At 64.1% G+C, this 14,772-nt stretch carries 16 protein-coding genes; all 16 read right to left on the reverse strand.

Annotated elements, in window-relative coordinates:
* Positions 1-1,005, reverse strand: coding sequence for a zinc-binding alcohol dehydrogenase family protein (locus tag QA640_RS29955; protein ID WP_283036463.1), 1,005 nt, complete (start codon positions 1,003-1,005; stop codon positions 1-3).
* Positions 1,006-1,185: 180 nt separating this feature from the next.
* Positions 1,186-2,517, reverse strand: a complete 1,332-nt coding sequence (paaK, locus tag QA640_RS29960; protein ID WP_283036464.1) for a phenylacetate--CoA ligase PaaK — start codon at positions 2,515-2,517, stop codon at positions 1,186-1,188.
* A gap of 35 nt (positions 2,518-2,552) precedes the next feature.
* Positions 2,553-3,002 carry a hydroxyphenylacetyl-CoA thioesterase PaaI gene (gene paaI, locus QA640_RS29965; protein ID WP_283036465.1) on the reverse strand — a complete coding sequence of 150 codons (450 nt, stop codon included), beginning with the start codon at positions 3,000-3,002 and terminating at the stop codon, positions 2,553-2,555.
* Between the two features lie 101 nt (positions 3,003-3,103).
* Complete coding sequence (gene paaE, locus QA640_RS29970) at positions 3,104-4,186, reverse strand: 1,2-phenylacetyl-CoA epoxidase subunit PaaE (protein WP_283036466.1); 1,083 nt, start codon at positions 4,184-4,186, stop codon at positions 3,104-3,106.
* A gap of 2 nt (positions 4,187-4,188) precedes the next feature.
* On the reverse strand, positions 4,189-4,692 hold the full coding sequence (gene paaD / locus QA640_RS29975) for a 1,2-phenylacetyl-CoA epoxidase subunit PaaD (RefSeq protein ID WP_283036467.1): 504 nt from the start codon (positions 4,690-4,692) through the stop codon (positions 4,189-4,191).
* Positions 4,686-5,462 carry a 1,2-phenylacetyl-CoA epoxidase subunit PaaC gene (paaC, locus tag QA640_RS29980; RefSeq protein ID WP_283036468.1) on the reverse strand — a complete coding sequence of 259 codons (777 nt, stop codon included), beginning with the start codon at positions 5,460-5,462 and terminating at the stop codon, positions 4,686-4,688. Before paaC ends, paaD begins: the two co-directional genes overlap by 7 nt.
* 129 nt (positions 5,463-5,591) lie before the next feature.
* Complete coding sequence (paaB, locus tag QA640_RS29985; protein ID WP_283036469.1) at positions 5,592-5,879, reverse strand: 1,2-phenylacetyl-CoA epoxidase subunit PaaB; 288 nt, start codon at positions 5,877-5,879, stop codon at positions 5,592-5,594.
* Between the two features lie 10 nt (positions 5,880-5,889).
* Entirely contained in the window at positions 5,890-6,882 is a 993-nt protein-coding gene (gene paaA, locus QA640_RS29990; RefSeq protein ID WP_283036470.1) for a 1,2-phenylacetyl-CoA epoxidase subunit PaaA, read from the reverse strand.
* A gap of 74 nt (positions 6,883-6,956) precedes the next feature.
* Positions 6,957-7,823, reverse strand: coding sequence for a phenylacetic acid degradation operon negative regulatory protein PaaX (paaX, locus tag QA640_RS29995; RefSeq protein WP_283036471.1), 867 nt, complete (start codon positions 7,821-7,823; stop codon positions 6,957-6,959).
* A 169-nt stretch (positions 7,824-7,992) separates the two neighbouring features.
* On the reverse strand, positions 7,993-8,763 hold the full coding sequence (locus tag QA640_RS30000; protein ID WP_283036472.1) for an alpha/beta hydrolase: 771 nt from the start codon (positions 8,761-8,763) through the stop codon (positions 7,993-7,995).
* A 184-nt stretch (positions 8,764-8,947) separates the two neighbouring features.
* The gene (locus QA640_RS30005; RefSeq protein ID WP_283036473.1) at positions 8,948-10,234 is read right to left on the reverse strand and encodes a DUF445 domain-containing protein; all 1,287 of its coding nucleotides are present in this window, start codon (positions 10,232-10,234) and stop codon (positions 8,948-8,950) included.
* A gap of 141 nt (positions 10,235-10,375) precedes the next feature.
* A complete protein-coding gene (locus QA640_RS30010; protein WP_283036451.1) occupies positions 10,376-11,692 on the reverse strand; it encodes an IS1182 family transposase in 1,317 nt (438 codons plus the stop codon).
* Between the two features lie 275 nt (positions 11,693-11,967).
* Positions 11,968-12,420, reverse strand: coding sequence for a phasin (locus QA640_RS30015; protein WP_283036474.1), 453 nt, complete (start codon positions 12,418-12,420; stop codon positions 11,968-11,970).
* Between the two features lie 247 nt (positions 12,421-12,667).
* Positions 12,668-13,261 carry a GNAT family N-acetyltransferase gene (locus tag QA640_RS30020; protein WP_283036475.1) on the reverse strand — a complete coding sequence of 198 codons (594 nt, stop codon included), beginning with the start codon at positions 13,259-13,261 and terminating at the stop codon, positions 12,668-12,670.
* The gene (locus tag QA640_RS30025; protein WP_283036476.1) at positions 13,258-14,340 is read right to left on the reverse strand and encodes an alpha/beta fold hydrolase; all 1,083 of its coding nucleotides are present in this window, start codon (positions 14,338-14,340) and stop codon (positions 13,258-13,260) included. Before QA640_RS30025 ends, QA640_RS30020 begins: the two co-directional genes overlap by 4 nt.
* On the reverse strand, positions 14,337-14,717 hold the full coding sequence (locus QA640_RS30030) for a hypothetical protein (RefSeq protein WP_283036477.1): 381 nt from the start codon (positions 14,715-14,717) through the stop codon (positions 14,337-14,339). Before QA640_RS30030 ends, QA640_RS30025 begins: the two co-directional genes overlap by 4 nt.
* Positions 14,718-14,772: the final 55 nt, after the last annotated feature.

Genomic DNA, 14,772 nt, shown 5'->3' on the forward strand with positions numbered 1-14,772 from the left:
TTACGGCTTCAGGATCACGCGATCGCGCGAGGAACCCGCAACGGCGACATATGCCTCCTTGGCACGCTCGAGCGGATGGATCGCGGTGTCCTTGATCGGGAACGGTTTCAAATGCCCGCTGGCAAAGCCGGGACCGAGATCGCGCAGCACGGCGCCGGTCGCGGTCGACGACAGGCCGAGCGTGTCGATGCCGACGTAAGTATGCTGACCACGGTAAAATTCCAGAATGTTGAACTGCACGATACGGTCGACCGCCGCGATCAGGATCTGGCGGCCGCGCAAGGCCAGCGACTTGTGCGCGGCCTGGAAATAGGGATCGCCGACCGTGTTGAAGACGATGTCCGCTCCTTTGCCACCGGTCACTTCGCGCACGCGTACCGCAATGTCGATGGCAGAGGCGTCGATCACCTCGACGGGCGCGTTGGCGTGGCCTTCATAGGCTTCCGCCTTGCGCACCACGCCGATCACGCGCGCGCCCTGCCAGGTCGCGATCTGTACCGCGGCCTGGCCAACCTTGCCGTTCACGCCCATCACCAGCACAGTCTCACCCTGCTTCGGCAGGCCGGCGCGACGAAAACCTTCCATTGCGGTGACGAAGGGCACGCCGATGCCGGCGGCCTCCTCCCAGGACAGCGCCTTGGGCTTCTCGACCACGGCGTCGGCCTCGATCACGAGATGCGTGGCATGGGTGCCGTCGCGGCGGATGCCGAGATCGCCGGAGGATCCGAACACCTCGCGGCCGACCATCCCGGCCGGTCCGTCGATGATCACGCCGGCATAATCACGGCCCGGCGTGCGCGGGAACACGGAATAGGGCATCAAGCCGGTCGCGGCCTTCACGTCGGACGGATTGACGGCGGCGGCCTTCGCTTCGATCAGGACGTCGTTGGCGCCACGGGCGAGCGCGCAATGCTCGACGCGAGGCGCCAGCGCCGCAGCGTTTTCGGCCTTGGCATTGAGGCGCACGCAGCGCGCTTCGACGGTTTTGCTCTCGGCTGCTGACATCGAAAGACCCACGATTCCTCGCGGGCCTTGTCGCCTTTGCGGAGACCCAAGTCAACATGTCTCCCCTCATCCTGAGGAGCCGCGCAAGCGGCGTCTCGAAGGATGAAGGCCGCCTGCAGCAGCCGGGCCTTCATGGTTCGAGACGGCGCTAACGCGCCTCCTCACCATGAGGGGTGAGAGCTAATCCTTCGGTCGCTTGTCATAGAGGCGCTTGGCCTTGCCCAGCGATCGCTCCAGCGTGGCCGGCGCGACCGCCTTTACCTTGGCGGTGATGCCGATGGTGTTCTTGATGTGGGTCGAAATCCGCTCGGCGTGGTCGACGAGCCCGCGGCCGTCCCAGCTCTCGGGGCGCGCCTCGGCAATGATGGTCAGTTCGTCCATCCGGCCCTCGCGGGTCAGCTCCAGGATGAAGTGGCCGCCGCACCACTCCGCTGCGAGCAGCACCTCCTCGATCTGGGTCGGGAACAGGTTGACGCCACGCAGGATGATCATGTCGTCCGAACGCCCCGTCACCTTCTCCATCCGCCGCATGGCCGGACGCGCCGTGCCGGGCAAGAGCCGCGTGAGATCGCGCGTGCGATAGCGGATCACCGGGAAGGCTTCCTTGGTGAGCGAGGTGAACACAAGCTCACCCTTCTCGCCATCCGGGAGCACCGCGCCGGTCTCCGGATCGATCACCTCGGGATAGAAATGATCTTCCCAGATGTGCAGGCCGTCCTTGGTCTCGATGCACTCCTGCGCGACGCCCGGGCCGATCACTTCGGACAGGCCGTAGATGTCGGTCGCATCCATGTCGAAGGCCTCTTCGATCTCGCCGCGCATCGCGTTGGTCCAGGGCTCGGCGCCAAAAATGCCGACCTTGAGCGAGCACTGGCGCGGATCGAGCTTCTGGCGCTTGAACTCGTCGAGGATCGCCAGCATGTAGCTCGGCGTCACCGTGATGATGTCGGGCCGGAAATCGTTGATGAGTTGCACCTGCCGCTCGGTCATGCCGCCGGAGATCGGCACCACGGTGCAGCCAAGCTTTTCCGCGCCGTAATGCACGCCGAGGCCGCCGGTGAAGAGGCCGTAACCATAGGCGTTGTGGATGATCATGCCGGTGCGGCCTCCGGCGGCCCGGATCGAGCGCGCCATCACCTCCGACCACGTCTCGATGTCGCGTTGCGTGTATCCCACGACGATCGGCTTGCCCGTGGTGCCGGAGGAGGCATGCACACGTACCAGCTTTTCGCGCGGGACCGCGAACATGTTGAAGGGATAGTTGTCGCGCAGATCCGTCTTCACGGTGAACGGAAACTTTGCGAGATCGGACAATTCGCGAAAGTCGGACGGATGCACGCCGGCCTTGTCGAAGGCTTTGCGATAGTGCGCGACATTGTCGTAGGCGTGCTTCAGTGACCAGCCCAGGCGCAGCGTCTGCAACGTCATGATCTCGTCGCGCGAGGCGCGCTCATGCGCATCCATCTCGGCACTATAGCCGTTGCCACCCGCCTTCAACCTGGTCCGAGCCATCCTCGTTTCCCCGCATCATTTGTTTGTTCTTGTGTTCACTGATCCTGCGTCGGCAGCCACGTGCCGGGAATGACACGCGAATGCCCACGAAACTCGGCGATGACGGTGTCGCCGGCGGTGACGCGTACGTCGTAGATGCCAGAGCGGCCGCTGCGGGTGATCTCCCGCGCCGTTGCGACGAGACGTTCGCCGAGCTTGCCCGGCTTGATGAAAGTGATATGCCCTTGCGCCGCGACCACGCGCTCATTGTGCGAGTTGCAGGCAAAGGCGAAAGCGGAATCGGCGAGCGTGAAGATGAAGCCGCCATGGGCAATGCGCTGGCCATTGACCATGTCCGGTCGCACCGTCATCGCCAGCGTCGCAAAGCCCGGACCGATCTCGACGATTTCCATGCCGAGGCCTTTCGACGCGTCGTCCTCCGCCCACATCGCATCGGCGCAGGCGCGGGCGACGTCTTCCGGCGACAGGGCTGCTTTGACGTTCACTCGCGTCTCCCAGCTGTTCTCTTTTGCGCGATGTTCTGCCGATCGCTCAAAACTGTCAAATCATGCGACGCATTTGCATCATCGGGTTCTGATGCGCCTGCTCAGACATGGTCGTAGTCGACCACGACCCGGTCCGACGAGGGCTTGGCCTGGCAGGTCAGGACGAAACCGGCCTTCAGCTCCCAAGGCTCCAGCGAATAATTGATATCCATCGGCGCCTCGCCGTCGACCAGCTTGGCGCGGCAGGTCGAACACATGCCGCCCTTGCAGGCGAAGGGCAGATCGACGCCGGCGCGCAGCGCGGCATCGAGGATGGCTTCGTCCTCGGCGACCGGAACGTCGCGGCGCTTGCCGTCGATGATCAGCGACGCGATGGCCTTGGGCGGCGCGTCGGCTGCGACAGCCTTCTTCGGCCGCGGCTTGCCGCCAAACTCGGACACGAAACGCTCGACGTGGATGCGATCATCTGCAATGCCGAGCTCGCGGCAGGTCGCCTCGACCTCCTCGCTCATGCCGAGAGGACCGCAGACGAAAACGTGATCGACGCTTGCGGCCGGCACCAGCGAGCGCAGCAGCACCCTCACCTTCTCGCCGTCGAGCCGGCCATGCAGGATCGGGATATCCTGCTCCTCGCCGGAGATGACGTGAAAGATTGACAGGCGGTCGATGAATCGGTCCTTGAGTTCCTCGAGCGCTTCCAGGAACATGATGTTGTCGGTCGCGCGGTTGCCGTAGAACAGGAAGAAGCGGCTGTTGGGCTCCCGCGCCAGCACCCCCTTCACGATCGACAGGATCGGTGTGATGCCGGAGCCCGCGGCAAAGCCGACATGAACGCGCGCGGTGTCGGCTAGCGGGATCGCACCGAAGCGGCCGGTCGGCGTCATCACGTCGAGCTCGTCGCCGCACTTCAATTCTTCCGCTGCCCAGCTCGAAAACGCGCCGCCGTCGACCTTCTTCACGGCGATGCGGATCTCGCCGTCATCAGGACCCGAACAGATCGAATAGGAGCGGCGCACCTCCTCACCGTCGAGCATGGTGCGAAGCGTGAGGTACTGGCCGGGCGTGAAGGCATAGTCGCTGGCGAGCTCGCCCGGAATGACGAAAGTCATCGATACGGCGTCCGAAGACTCGCGACGGAGGTCGCCAACGGCGAGACGATGAAAACGTGGTGCGGCTGCGGACATGATCAATGGCACTTGAAGTAGTCGAACGGTTCGCGGCAGGACTTGCAGCGCCAGAGCGCCTTGCAGGAGGTCGAGCCGAATTCGGACAACAGCTCGGTATTGTCCGAGCCGCATTGCGGGCATGCCACCGCCTGCTCGCCGAACAGCGCGCGGCGCGAGCTCGCAGCTTGCGGCGGCGCGATGCCGTAGTCACGCAGCTTGCGGCGGCCCTCCTCGCTCATCCAGTCCGTGGTCCAGGCCGGCGACAACACGGTGCGCACCTTTGGACGATGGAATCCGGCGCGTTGCAGCGCCAGCTCGATCTCGAGCGCGATCATGTTCATCGCGGGGCAGCCCGAATAGGTCGGGGTGATCGCGACCTCGACGTGATCGCCTAGAAGCGTAACGTCACGCAGCACGCCGAGATCGGCGATGGTCAGCACCGGAATCTCCGGATCGACCACGCTTGCCGCGGCGTCCCATGCGCGCTGGCGAAGCTCGGTGTCGCTATCGAGGACCGTCACCATGTCAGCCCCGGGAAAGTGCGCTGCATCGATTGCAGCTCGCTGAGGAGATGGCCGAGATGCTCGCTGTGCCGGCCCGTGCGGCCGCCCTGCTGCATCCAATTATTTTGCGGCAGCGTGAGCGTCGCCTCGCTCACGACGTTGGAGAGCGTCTTCAGCCAGCGATCGTGCAACGTCGCCGGATCGATCGCGATGCCGGCATCGATCAATCCGCGCTCGCCGTCGTCGACGGCAAACATCTCGCCGGTGAACGCCCAGAGATGATCGATCGCGGCCTGCGCACGCGCATGGCTCTCGTGCGTGCCGTCGCCAAGCCGGATGATCCATTCCGAGGCATGGCGGAGATGATAGGCGCTCTCCTTCTCGGACTTGGCGGCAATGGCGGCGAGCGTCGCATCGCGCGAAGTCATCGTCGCCCGCCAGTAGAGATCGGCGAAGGCGGAATAAAAGACCTGCCGCACCAGGGTCTGGGCGAAATCGCCGTTCGGCTGCTCGACCAGCAGCAGGTTGTGATACTGGCGCACGTCGCGCAGGTAAGCGAACTTGTCCTCATCATTGCCCGTGCCTTCAACTTTGGCCGCATAGGAGTAGAGCTCGCGGGCCTGGCCGATGAGGTCGAGCGCGATGTTGGAAAGCGCCATGTCCTCTTCCAGCATCGGCGCGTGGCCGCACCATTCCGACAGCCGATGCCCGAGGATCAGCGCATCATCGGCGCGGCGCAGGGTGTAGAGCACCAGCGGCGTCTCGGAAACCTGGATGTTGGCGACGGGCATCTTTCGTAATCCACTTGTTCGGACCTCATCCTAGGCGCGAAGCGCCGTCTCGAAGGATGGGCCAAGAGTTCACGGGCCTTCATGGTTCGAGACGCCGCTTCGCGGCTCGTCACCGTGAGGTAGAGAGCGCTACATGTGCCCTACTTCTTCCGGCACCTCATAAAACGTCGGATGACGGTAGATTTTTGATTCCGCCGGCTCGAACATCATGCCCTTCTCGGCGGGATCGCTCGCGGTGATCGCGGTCGAGGGCACGACCCAGATCGACAGGCCTTCGCCGCGACGGGTGTAGATGTCGCGCGCGGCCTGCAGCGCCATGGTGGCATCGCTCGCATGCAGCGAGCCGACGTGCTTGTGCGCAAGCCCGTTGCGGCTGCGAATGAAGACTTCCCACAGCGGCGTGTTCGGCGTGATCATCGTGACCTCCCTATTCGGCAGCTTGCGCGGTCTGGCGGTGCCGGCGCTTCGCTGCATAAGCGGCCGCTGCCTCGCGCACCCATGCACCCTCGTCATGCGCCTTGCGGCGCGCGGCGATGCGGTCGCGGTTGCAGGGGCCGTTGCCGGCGAGCACCTGCTTGAACTCGGTCCAGTCGATCTCGCTGTAGCGCCAGTGGCCGTCGGCATCCTGCGTCATGCCGGGATCGGGAATGGTCAGGCCGAGATACTGCGCCTGCGGCACGGTGGCATCGACGAATTTCTGGCGCAGCTCGTCATTGGAGAAGCGCTTGATCTTCCATTTCGTCGAGGTGTCGCTGTGCTGGCTCGCGGCGTCCGGCGGGCCGAACATCATCAGCACCGGCCACCACCAGCGGTTCAACGCGTCCTGCGCCATCGCCTTCTGCTCGTCCGAGCCGCGGCACAGCGTCAGCATGATCTCGTAGCCCTGGCGCTGATGGAAGGATTCCTCCTTGCAGACGCGGATCATCGCGCGCGCGTAAGGACCATAGGAGCAGCGGCACAGCGGGATCTGGTTCATGATCGCGGCACCGTCGACCAGCCAGCCGATGGTGCCGATGTCGGCCCAGGTCAGCGTCGGATAGTTGAAGATCGAGGAGTATTTGGCTTTGCCGGCAAGCATCGCATCGACCAGCTCCTCACGCGATGAGCCGAGCGTCTCGGCGGCCGCATAGAGATAGAGCCCGTGGCCGCATTCGTCCTGCACCTTCGCGAGCAGCGCCGCCTTGCGGCGCAGCGTCGGCGCGCGGGTGATCCAGTTCCCTTCGGGCAGCATGCCGACAATTTCGGAATGGGCGTGCTGGGAGATCTGGCGGGTGAGCGTCTTGCGGTAGGCCGCCGGCATCCAGTCGTTCGGCTCGATGCGTTCCTCGGCATCGATGCGCGCCTGGAATTGTGCGGCCTTGGCGGCATCCTCGAGGCCGCGGTCGTCCGCCTCGGCCGTGTTCAGCGCCTGGGTATACATGCGCATCCTCCCGATTAATTGGGAGGCAATATATAACACAAATTAGTTCATGCAAGATATTTCTGTAACATAACTCAGGTACCGAACCTCTGGGCGAGGAGCTTTCGCGCCGCGGGCAGTGGCCCTTTTTCGTTGGTTCCGTGGTCATCGAGCCATTGTTCGGACGAGGCGAGCAACGCGCGATAGAGCTCGCCGCAGAGCCCGCGGGCGGCCCTGCCCGGCCAGTCCGCCGGCAGCAATTCGCCCGGCAGCAGCGGATCGCGCAGCACCACGCGGCGATAGTAGTGGATCAAGAGGATGCGCGCGGTGAAGGCGTCGGCGTCGGAGAGAACCGTGCCGCGCGCAATCGCAGCGCGCAGCGGCTCGAACATCTTCATGAATTTGAGATAGGCATCGGCCGTACGATCGAGCGGCCAGCTCGCACTGAGCAGGCGGCGGCCGCTGTCATCCTCGGCTGAGACCTCGAGGCGGATCGCGCCTGCAGCCTCGTCAGGCACCGGCACGCCCGATGGCGCAACCCAGACGCCCGGCAGCGGACTGCCGAAGCCGGCATTGCGCAGCGCCTCACGCGAGGCGTCGCGGTCCTCGCCATTGCCGATCAGCAGCAGCTCGAACCGGCCGGTCCAGTCCGATGGCGGCGGATCATAGATGTGGCGCGTCGCGGCCTCGAAGGTCTGGCGACCTTTTTCGGCAAGGCGATAGAAGCTGTTGCGTCCGACCTTTTCGCGCGTGAGCCAGCCGTCGGCGGCAAGCCGCGACATCGCAGTGCGAACGACGCCGCTGTCGATGTCGAGACCTTCGAGGAATTCGAGCAACGTGCCAAGCCACACCGAGCCGCCGCGCGGCACGATGGCATCGCCGAACACGGTGATGACGATGGAGCCGGTGCGCGACGGCTCGCGCTTGAGCTGGTCGATGATGCGGGAAAGCGGATGCGCCATGCGTCAGGCATAGCGCGATTTGCGCTAATGCCAAAGCTGGGCTCGATCTTCGAGACGGCGCTTCGCGCCTCCTCAGGATGAGGTCGAACGGCTTTCGCGGGGATTCAGGTCTCAACCCTCATGGTGAGGAGCGCGGCAAAGCCGCGCGTCTCGAACCATGCAGACCCGCTTAGCGATGCGGATCGGGATACGCCAGGCTGCGCCAGCCGCTGCGGTCGAATGGCTGCCACTGGCCTTCCTTCTGCGCGAGCCTGTCGGCCACCGCGTAAACCGCCGCCGGATGGTGGCCCATGCCGCAATGGCTGCTCTCGACCTCGATGCTCTCGGTCTGCGCAGTCCTCTTCTCCATGCAGCCCTGCCAGGCGCAGACGCCGTCGGTACGACTGAAGATGGCGGTGGTCGGCACCGGCGGTGGATCTGCGAGCACGCCGCCGAAGCGCGGATCGACCTCGTCGGCCTTGCGGCCGCTCGCCCATTCATAGACGCGCCAGGCATTGGTCGAGCGCGGATCGCCGGCAAAGGGGCTGCCGAGCGTGATCACCTGACGCACGCGCTCCGGCATCATCTTGGCGAGCTGGCGCGCATAGAGACCGCCAAGGCTCCAGCCGACCAGGCTGATCTTGCGACCATGGGTATCGCTGAGCTCCTGGACGAGATCGACCATCGCATGCTGCACACCCGGCCGCAGGCCATAGTTGCGGCCCTGGCGCCAGCCACTGACGGCATAGCCCTTGCCCGTGAGGAACGAGCGCAGCGGCCGCGTGGAAACGTCGGTTGCGACGAGGCCGGGCAGCACCAGCACCGGATGGCCGTCGCCGCGCGGCGCGAGGCTGAGGAGCGGCAGCGCGCCGAGAAAGGCGCCGAGCTCGTGGATCGCCCGCCCCTCCAGAAACATCAGGGTGCGGGACGGCGGGCGCAGCGTCTGGGCGTTAGCGGTCATCAATGTTTCCTCTGAAGGCACCGGCCGCGATGCCGGTAATGGCGTGAATTCCAAGACGCCGGCTTCTTGGTCGTTCCGCAGCGCAACATGAATCAGCTAGGTGTCCGGTTCCGGACATTCAAGCCGGTGAAAACGGGGGCGACAATAGGCCCGCGCGTTAATGCTAACCGCCGTGACGCAAAAGTCACAGCAATCGAAGCAGGAATTCAACGGAGTAGAGTGCAAGGCCCGCGAGCCCGCCAATCAGCGAGCCGTTGAAGCGGATGTATTGCAGGTCGCGGCCGATGTTGATTTCGATCAGCGAAATCAACTGCGTCATATTCCACGACTTGACCTGGTCGGAGATGAAGGTCGAGACGCCGCTCTTCTGGTCGGCGATGAAGCTGCGCAGCACCATGACCAGGCCCTTGTTGATCTCGCCGCGCAGCTCCGCGTCGCCCGCGAGCGCCTCGCCGGCCGCGACGAACATGCCCGCGAGATGATGCTGGAGCACCTGCGTCTCGCCGGAGGCGCTGCGCTCGATGAAGGCGCGCGTATTGGCCCACACGGTGCGCGCGAGATCGGCTAGCTCGGGACGCGCGAGCAGATCGCGTTTCAGGCTGTCGATGCGATCGATATAGGTCTGGTCGGTGCCCAGCCGGTCGACGAAGGTCAGCACCATGCGATCGAACTCGCCGCGGAACGGATGCTTGGGATCGCTGCGCACCTCCTCGAAGAAGGCGCTCGCGGACGCCACGATCTTGTTCACCAGGAATTTGTCGGCGCGATAGAGCCGAAGCAAGGTTGGCAGCTCCGCGCGCACCCTCTCGCGGATCATCGCCATGGTCTCCTTCCCCGTCAGCGTGTCGTGCATGACGCGCAGGAGATCGTCGAACAGCGCTTGGTGCCGCCCCTCCGCCACGAAGCCGCGCAGCGTGCCGGCCGCGAGCGGCGCGAGATCGATGGCTTGCAGTTGCGAAGACATGCGGCGGATGATGAAGGTCATCAGGCCCGAGCTTTCCGTGGCGGAGAAAGCCTCCGGCAGGAGACGCAAGGCAAAGCGCGCGAGATCGTCGCTGCGCTTGCGCTCCCGCAGCCAGTCGGCGATGAAGGAGCCGAAGTCGATTTCCTTCAGCTTGGCCTCGACGGGACCGGCCTCGAGGAAATGCACCTGGATGAATTCGCCGAGCTTATCGGCGATGCGGGCCTGATTGCTTTTTATGATCGCGGTGTGCGGAATCGGCAAGCCCAGAGGCCGCTTGAACAGCGCGACCACGGCGTACCAATCGGCAAGGCCGCCGATGGTCGCGGCTTCCGCGAAGGCCGCGATGAAGCCGAACACGGGATGGACGTTGAGCAGCCATTTGGCGACCACGAACAGCAGAAGCGTCGAGGCAAGCACAAGCGTCGCCAGTGCCTTCACGCGGCGCAGCTCGGCGGCGCGTTCGGCGTCGCCGGGGCTGTCGAAGGAGAAGGTGCTCTGCGCGGTCATGGCGGCATTCGTACCTCATCCTGAGAGCTTGCCAATCTTTCTCGTTTTGCGTGGTCATCGAAGGATGTGGCAGTTCCTCGTCGTGGCAACGCGTGGGCTGGGCGGCTGTGGCGAGGTTGGGGGATGTCGATGAACGCTCCTCTATGCGCTAGCGAGGCGGTTGCCTTGCAGGATGTTGTTGGCGAGGGCGTACCAGAGCACGACGGCGCGGACCTTTTCGAAGCCGCGCACGGTCAATTGGCGCAGGTCCCAGTTGCGCCAGCGGGCATGTATGCGGGGCTTGTATCGGGCCTTGCCCTCTTCGCTCGCCATGCGCGCACGCCAGGCCAACACCCCCGGGCCGTCGCCGCGTCGCGGTAGATGGGGATCGGTGCCGTGCTTGGATTGAGTGGGCGGGCAAAAGATATCGATGCCCTCGGCGTGCGCCCACTCGATGTCCTCGGCACTGCCAAAGCCGCCATCGACGAGATGGTCCTTGGGCAACCCGCCAGGACGCGCGCGCTGCCGCTCCAGCATGGGCCGCATCAGGCCGCGGTCGGACCCGGTGTTGCAGACCTTGATGTCAACGACGATCGGCTGGCCGGCGGCACTCGTCACCTGCACGTTGTAGGCGGGGCGGAAGCCGCCGTCGGCCATCTTCATGACCCGTGCGTCGGCGTCCGTCGTGGAGGCCCGCGGCTCTTTCGGCTTCTTGCCGTTGCCGCGCTTTTCTTCGCGCTCCTTGCGCTGCTGCTTGATTTCGGCGAGCGCCGTCTGCGCCGCTTTGACGCGCGCTCTGCGCTCACGCGCGGCGCGCTCCTTGGCGGCCTTCATGCGCTGATTGCTAGCATCCGAACGAGCGTCAACCTCGCGTTTGAGGTCTTCCACCACCGCCTCAGCCAAGGCCAGGTGCCGATCGAGCGTCGCCTCCCGCCGGAACGAAGCGGCCCCGGCGCTGGCCCGGACCCGAACACCGTCCTGCGCCAGCGTTTCCAGATTGACGAGGCCGACCTTCGCCAGCACCGCCAAATGCTCGCAAAGCAGCCGGTCGAGCAGGTCGGCGCAACCGACCCGGAAGTCCGCCAGCGTGTGATGGTTCACCGACACCCCGCCACACAGCCAACGATAGGCGTCATGGCTCTCGCAAAGCCGCTCCAACGCGCGCGCGCTGCCGACGCCCTCGCTGGTGGCATAGAGCCACAGCGCCAGCAAAAGCCGCGGCGATGTCGCGGGGTGACCGGGCCGATCGCCCCGCGCTTTGATCCGGTTCTCCAGCTCACTCAGGTCGAGTTCCTCGACATAGGACCAGATCAGGCGCACCGGATGGTCTTCCCCGATCAGGCTCTCGATATCCACTGCTCGCAACTCGATTTGATCGCGTTGGGGCTCACGAAGTCGCGGCGCTGCGAGCGGCGCCGCACCGGCTTGCGGCTTTGCCTGCTCCGGCAGATCCCCAAACAATTCATCAGCGGCCATCATCCCTCCTGCGAATCCATCACCGCAAGAGAATCACACAGCACCAGCTTTCGGCTATACCGCTTGCGAGCAGTCAAAAAGATTCACAGCCTCTGAGGAGCCGCGTCAGCGGCGTCTCGAAGGATGAAGGCCCCGCTGCGACAGCTCGGCCTTCATGGTTCGAGACGGCGCTGCGCGCCTCCTCACCATGAGGGGTCAGCGGTATACGGGCTTCAGACAAGAACAAGGCCCGCCGAAGCGGGCCTTAACAACTCCAGTTTCTCAACTCAACGCAACGATCAGGCGGTCTTGTAGACCTTCGCGAAATTGTCCTGAGCGGACTTCGCGCCGTTGGCGGCGAGCTTGCCGAGGTAGTCGGTGGTCGCCTTGGCGCGCGAGACGAACACTTCGCTGCGGGCACGGAGCAGGCCGGACTGGATCTCGACGGCTTCGCTGATCGACTTGGCCGATGCGAGCTTGTCGATGCCCGAGAAGAACGCCTCGGCATCCTCGTAGATCGCCTGCTGGATGTTGCGGCTGATCTTGCCGGCCTCGGAGACGGAATCGGTCACCGCGTTCTCGATGGCGGCGGTCACCCGCTCGGAGCCAGCGAACACTTCGGCAGCGCGGTCCTTGGCGGTGTTGGCGGTCTTCTTGACGAATTCGCGTGCAGCCTCGGGAACTTCCAGGTTCTGGATGTTCTTGAACGCGTCCTTGAAGCCCTCGAAAGCGGTATTGATTTCGGTCGTCATGGGGGTCTCTCCATCCTCAATTGTCTGAGCTATGGGCTCACCCCGTCCGGATTGGCCCGGGGCACGACTTATATGGCACTGTTAATTGTGCGGTGCAATATCCATATTGCGATGCGATATCACGAAATCGTGAACGCCGTGGGAGGCACCAGATACCTCCCCGGCCATCGCCAGACCAAGGTTGAACAGCGCTGCCTCGTGCTGATTCCGTGTTGAACGGTGCCCTTTTACGGCTGGACGGCGCATTCTACTGTTGGACGGCACCTGGTAGCCCGTAGGCCTCCATCTGGGCCTGGGTCTGCGCGATGTTGTGCCCGAGCACCACAATGTCGTGGGTCTTGCCGTCGACATCCCGGACATGGTCGCGCAAGAGAGCCTCAGCCTTGAAGCCGAGGCTCTCGAACAGGGCGATCGCTGCCCGCTGGTCGACCGTCATCTGAACCGAGAGTTTTTCGAGGCCGGCACCGAGCGCGAATGCAAAGGTCTCCTGTGACAGCGCCCGCCCCACCCCCTTGCCGCGTACGTCCAGTGACACCACCATGCGGATCTCGCCGACATGGGGCGACCAGGAATGCGGGTCGCGCACCAGCGTTCCGCAGCCGACGACCTTACCGTCCTTCACCGCAAGCAGGCTCGCGATCGCGCCGCGTTCGATCTCCTTGACCCAGGCCGAGAGCACCTTCGGCTCGCTGATGTTGCGTGGCAGGAATAACAGGTCATGCGTCGGCAGCGCCTTGCCGAAGGCGAGCACGGCAGCCTCGTCCGCCGGGGACATCAGGCGGATCTCGATGTCCCCTGCATCGGTAGTGACGTGACGCGGATAGGAACGCGCTTCACTCATGTCGATCTCTTCCCCAGCCAGGAATCCAGTTTCGGCCATAGCCGCTTGATCGCGTTGGCACCGGCGACGAGAGAGACGTGGCCGCCCTTCAACATCACCTCTTCCTTGTCCTCGGACCCGATCTTCGTGATCAGATGCTTTGCGGCGTCATAGGGCACGATGTGATCGTGTTCGGCGACCGCATGCAGGATCGGCACCTTGATGTTTTCGAGCTTTGCCGCGCGTCCCCCCACCGACATGGTGTCGTTGAAGAGCTTGTTGTCCCACATCAGGTCCTTGGTGATGGCGCGGAAATATTCGCCGGCGAGCGGCAGCGTATCGGTCGCCCAGCGGTCGAACATCCGGTAGGATTTCACGAACTCGTCGTTCCAGATGTTCTCCCAGAGCTGGATCTGGCTCACCGTGCGCGAGGCCGGGCGCAGCATCTCGAAGGAGGAGAGGATCATCTCCGGCGGCACGTTGCCGACGCTGTCGACGAGACGGTCGACGTCGAAATAGCGGCGATCTGAGAAATTCGAGAACAGCTTCATCTCGCGAAAATCGATCGGCGTGGTGAAGCAGATCAGATTTTTCATCGGCCCATCCCCGAAGATCGAGCCGTAGAGCAGCGACAGCACGCCGCCAAAGCAATAGCCGATCACGGAAACGTCCTGCTCGCCGGAATCCTGTTGCACGCGGCGGACGCAATCCGGAACGAAATCGAGGACATAGTCCTCCATGCGAAGGCTCTTCTCCTCCGGCCGCGGCGCGGTCCAGTCGAGCATGTAGACGTCGTAGCCGCGCTTGAGGAGAAACTCGATGAAGCTCTGGCCCGGCACGAGATCGAGGATGTAGCCGCGGTTGGTGGTGGCCATCACGATCAGCACCGGCACACGGTAGATCTCGTCCGACATCGGGCGGTAGTGATAGAGGCTCATCGTGCCGCGCGAATGCAGCACGTCCTTCGGCGTCGACCCGAGCGTGGGCCCTGAGGTCGAAAAATATTCGACGCCCTTGATGCTTCGCATGATGGCGCGCTGCACCTCGGACTGAATGCGCTCCGGGATCGATGCGAAATCAAGTCCCGTCGGCGCATTCATTTCGGCTCTCCGCCTTCGGAAGGGGGACGTTTGGTCCGCGGCGGTCGCGGCGCTGCCCCAATCTGCGATCCGCTGGAAGCGGCCGACATCTGGCTGAGCATGGACTTGATCTCGCCGAGCTGGCCTTCGATGGATTGCAACCGTTCGGCAATGCCGGTCATCTGCTCCCGGCTCGGCAGATTCATCGAGAGAAGATACTTCTCCATGAGGTCGCCGAACTGTTTCTGAGCACCCGCAGCAACGCCGCCGGCCCGATTCATGGCCTGCGAGAATTCGGGTGTCTCCATCGCTTTGGTGGCGAACGAGTTGAAGCCTTTCTCCATCTCGCCAATCATCTTCTGCCACAAGGCGACCGGATCGTTGATCTTGTCGGTCATCGGCATCCTCCAATTCGAGGGCTGCGTTGCCCTTCTTTTCCGGCCATACCACACC

It is taken from the genome of Bradyrhizobium sp. CB82, assembly GCF_029714405.1.
GTDB lineage: Bacteria > Pseudomonadota > Alphaproteobacteria > Rhizobiales > Xanthobacteraceae > Bradyrhizobium.

Excerpts from the sequence above, each read along its gene's own strand:
- QA640_RS29955 (WP_283036463.1), bottom strand. The coding sequence starts at position 1,005 with ATGTCAGCAGCCGAGAGCAAAACCGTCGAAGCGCGCTGCGTGCGCCTC.
- paaK (WP_283036464.1), bottom strand. The coding sequence starts at position 2,517 with ATGGCTCGGACCAGGTTGAAGGCGGGTGGCAACGGCTATAGTGCCGAG.
- paaE (WP_283036466.1), bottom strand. The coding sequence starts at position 4,186 with ATGTCCGCAGCCGCACCACGTTTTCATCGTCTCGCCGTTGGCGACCTC.
- paaD (WP_283036467.1), bottom strand. The coding sequence starts at position 4,692 with ATGGTGACGGTCCTCGATAGCGACACCGAGCTTCGCCAGCGCGCATGG.
- paaC (WP_283036468.1), bottom strand. The coding sequence starts at position 5,462 with ATGCCCGTCGCCAACATCCAGGTTTCCGAGACGCCGCTGGTGCTCTAC.
- paaB (WP_283036469.1), bottom strand. The coding sequence starts at position 5,879 with ATGATCACGCCGAACACGCCGCTGTGGGAAGTCTTCATTCGCAGCCGC.
- paaA (WP_283036470.1), bottom strand. The coding sequence starts at position 6,882 with ATGTATACCCAGGCGCTGAACACGGCCGAGGCGGACGACCGCGGCCTC.
- paaX (WP_283036471.1), bottom strand. The coding sequence starts at position 7,823 with ATGGCGCATCCGCTTTCCCGCATCATCGACCAGCTCAAGCGCGAGCCG.
- QA640_RS30000 (WP_283036472.1), bottom strand. The coding sequence starts at position 8,763 with ATGACCGCTAACGCCCAGACGCTGCGCCCGCCGTCCCGCACCCTGATG.
- QA640_RS30005 (WP_283036473.1), bottom strand. The coding sequence starts at position 10,234 with ATGACCGCGCAGAGCACCTTCTCCTTCGACAGCCCCGGCGACGCCGAA.
- QA640_RS30010 (WP_283036451.1), bottom strand. The coding sequence starts at position 11,692 with ATGATGGCCGCTGATGAATTGTTTGGGGATCTGCCGGAGCAGGCAAAG.
- QA640_RS30015 (WP_283036474.1), bottom strand. The coding sequence starts at position 12,420 with ATGACGACCGAAATCAATACCGCTTTCGAGGGCTTCAAGGACGCGTTC.
- QA640_RS30020 (WP_283036475.1), bottom strand. The coding sequence starts at position 13,261 with ATGAGTGAAGCGCGTTCCTATCCGCGTCACGTCACTACCGATGCAGGG.
- QA640_RS30025 (WP_283036476.1), bottom strand. The coding sequence starts at position 14,340 with ATGAATGCGCCGACGGGACTTGATTTCGCATCGATCCCGGAGCGCATT.
- QA640_RS30030 (WP_283036477.1), bottom strand. The coding sequence starts at position 14,717 with ATGACCGACAAGATCAACGATCCGGTCGCCTTGTGGCAGAAGATGATT.